This window comes from Gemmatimonadota bacterium, assembly GCA_016209965.1.
Lineage (GTDB): Bacteria > Gemmatimonadota > Gemmatimonadetes > Longimicrobiales > RSA9 > JACQVE01.
The window spans coordinates 1-2,706 of sequence record JACQVE010000093.1 but is presented as its reverse complement, the minus strand read 5'-3'; the positions used below and the strand labels follow the sequence as shown (position 1 = coordinate 2,706).

5 protein-coding genes are annotated in these 2,706 nt (G+C 70.1%); 4 read left to right on the top strand and 1 reads right to left on the bottom strand.

From position 1 onward, the window contains the following. Window positions 1–399 (bottom strand): Hsp70 family protein (locus tag HY703_03905; protein ID MBI4544319.1); only part of this gene is annotated, 399 nt, incomplete at its 3' end. A gap of 257 nt (window positions 400–656) precedes the next feature. Here HY703_03905 and HY703_03900 point away from each other — a divergent pair. The 4 genes from HY703_03900 to deoC all read left to right on the top strand — a co-directional run. After that, window positions 657–1,424 carry a rhomboid family intramembrane serine protease gene (locus HY703_03900; protein ID MBI4544318.1) on the top strand — a complete coding sequence of 256 codons (768 nt, stop codon included), beginning with the start codon at window positions 657–659 and terminating at the stop codon, window positions 1,422–1,424. Between the two features lie 196 nt (window positions 1,425–1,620). After that, window positions 1,621–1,896 (top strand): EutN/CcmL family microcompartment protein, encoded by a 276-nt coding sequence (locus HY703_03895; GenBank protein ID MBI4544317.1) that lies wholly within the window; start codon window positions 1,621–1,623, stop codon window positions 1,894–1,896. Beyond that, on the top strand, window positions 1,893–2,177 hold the full coding sequence (locus HY703_03890; protein MBI4544316.1) for a EutN/CcmL family microcompartment protein: 285 nt from the start codon (window positions 1,893–1,895) through the stop codon (window positions 2,175–2,177). The genes HY703_03895 and HY703_03890 overlap by 4 nt, the downstream gene beginning before the upstream one ends. After that, window positions 2,174–2,706, top strand: a 533-nt coding sequence (deoC, locus tag HY703_03885) for a deoxyribose-phosphate aldolase (GenBank protein MBI4544315.1), incomplete at its 3' end; no start/stop codon positions are given. The genes HY703_03890 and deoC, both read left to right, overlap by 4 nt.

Here is a 2,706-nt window from a genome sequence, read left to right as displayed (position 1 = left end):
GCCCAGGTAATCCTCGGCCGTTTGCTTCATCAACTGCAGGAACTTGGCCGAGAACACGGGCCGCGAGAACGTCTTGTCCGCAAACGGGAAGTGGCCCTGCACCCGGTCCTCGGCATCGCAACGCACCTCGTACGGCACGCGCTTGCGCTCCGCCTCCACCTCCGAGCAGCGCCGGCCCATGAACCGCTTGATCGAAAAAACCGTGTTCTTCGGGTTCGTGATGGCCTGGCGCCGCGCGACCTGGCCCACCAGCCGCTCCGCGTCCCGCGTGAACGCCACTACCGACGGGGTCGTGCGGCCACCTTCCGCGTTCGGAATGACCACCGGGTCGCCGCCCTCCATGACGGCCACCACGGAGTTGGTGGTGCCCAGATCAATGCCAATGACTTTGCTGGCCATGTCTTCTCCTCTGGTGATTCGCGACAGTGCGAGGCCCGCCTGCCGGTGCAACGGCCATGCCAGGCGCGGCGCAGGTTTTCGCGCCAGTTAGGCGCAAACCGGGCTCTTGCCTGCCAGCGTGGCAGCGGTGCGGGCCGGTGCCCGAGCCGGCAGGGCGGGCGCGGTGGGACGGCGGACCGCCTTCTCTCGATTGACACCGCGCCCCCGCGCCGCCTATTCTGCCGGCCCTTGCCCGCCCCATTGCGCAGGAGCGCCGCTTGTTCCCATTGCGCGACGAGAACCCGACCGAGCTGACGCCTCTGTTCACGATCGGCCTGATCGTGGTCAACGTCGGCGCCTGGGTCTACCTGCAGGGAGCCGGGCTGTCCTTCTCCTTGCTGAACGAGTCCGTCTGCCGCTACGGGATGATCCCGGCCGAGGTGACGGGCCAGACGGGTGCGTTTGGCGGCATCGAGCTGGCGGCGGGCGTGGTCTGCCGTTTCGGCGGCCTCGAGTGGGAGGCCGTGCTGACCAGCATGTTCCTGCATGGCAGTTGGCTGCACCTGATCGGCAACATGTGGTTTCTCTGGCTCTTCGGCAACAACGTGGAAGATTCGATGGGGCACCTGCGTTATGGGCTGTTCTACCTGGTTGTGGGTTTGGCGGCCGCGGCCGCGCACATCTGGGCGGCCGCCGATTCGCCGGTGCCCACGGTAGGTGCTTCGGGCGCGATCAGCGGCATCATGGGCGCCTACCTGCTGCTCTACCCGCGCATCCGGATCCACACTCTCTTTTTCTTTTTCCCCTTCGTCCGTATCATTCCCATCCCTGCCTGGCTGGTGCTGGGCCTCTGGATCGTGATCCAGGTGCTTTCCGGCGCCACCATGCCGACGGCGGGCGGGGGCATTGCCTTCTGGGCGCACGTGGGCGGGTTCGTCGCGGGCGTGGCGCTGGTCAAGATCTTCGAGAACGAGCGGCTGGTGCGAGCCAAGAGGCGCAAGGTGCGGCTGAGCCCCTGGGAGCTCGAGCACCGGGGGTGGTGGTGAGCCGCCTTCCCGCCCCGCTGCCCCGACGAGGAGACGGGGCGACGCGGAGACGGGGCGAGCCCCCGGTCCCGCCGCCGCCGCGGGGGCGGGCGCGAAGCCGCGGCGGTGGGGCGGCGTCGCCGCGTCTCCGTGTCCCCCCCTCCGCCCGTCGGGGCGGTGTGGGGGAGGTGGGGTGCGGCGTGCCCCGGAGGAGGGGATGAACCTGGCCCGTATCATTGGCAGGGTGGTGGTCACGGTGAAGAGCCCGGGGCTGGGAACGGCCACGCTCCAGTGGGTCGAGCCGGTGGATCGGTTTGGGCGGCCGCGAGGCAAGCCGCTGGTGGCGCTGGACACGATCGGTTCGGGGCCCGGCGAGCTGGTGTTCTACGTCACGGCGCGGGAAGCGACCATACCGCTGGTGCACCGCATGGTGCCGGTGGACGCCTCGATCATCGGCTTTGTCGACCGCCTGCGGCTGGAGGAGGAATCGTGACTCTGTGCAGGGTGGTGGGCGAGGTGATCTCGACGCACAAGAACGAGCACCTCATAGGCCAGAAGCTCCTGCTGGTCCAGCCGCTGACGCTCGAGGGCGAAGCGGAAGGCGGCGACCTCATTGCGCTGGACGTGGTGGATGCCGGCGTGGGCGATACGGTGCTGGTCATGCGGGAGGGCGGTTCCGCACGCATCGTGCTGGCCGATGAGGACTCGCCCGTTCAGGCCGTGATCGTGGGCGTGGTGGATCGGATCGACTTCTTGCCCGCGGAGACGAGATGAACCGCACGGCGGCGGAGGAGCTGGCCCGCCGCGTGGCGGCGGAGTTCGTGCGTCTGCGCTCCCGACCAGCCGCCCGTCCCGCCGCTGCCGGGGCCGCGCCGCCGCGGGCCCCGGGCGTGGCCGCCGCGGCGCCGGCCACCCGCTCCACGACCCCGGCGCGGGGCGCCGCGCCCGACTCCGTGGCCAAGTATGTGGACCACACCCTGCTCAAGGCCGCCGCTACCTCCGCCGAGATCGTGAAGCTGTGCCGGGAGGCGCGGGCGCACAGCTTTGCGGCGGTATGTCTGAACCCGGTCTGGGTCGAGCTGGCGGCACAGGAGCTGGCCGGGAGCGATGTCGCGGTGGCGACTGTGGTCGGCTTCCCGCTGGGTGCGACCACTACGGCGGCCAAGGTGGCCGAGGCGGAGGACGCGCTGGGCCGCGGCGCCACGGAGCTGGACATGGTGGCGCAGATCGGCAAGATCAAGGAGGGCGACTGGGCAGGCGTGGCTGACGACATCCGCGAGCTCGCAGGCGTGGCGCGGGGCCG

Bases quoted from the DNA above. Each gene is read 5' to 3' on its own strand.
- HY703_03895 (MBI4544317.1), top strand. From the start codon at position 1,621: ATGAACCTGGCCCGTATCATTGGCAGGGTGGTGGTCACGGTGAAGAGC.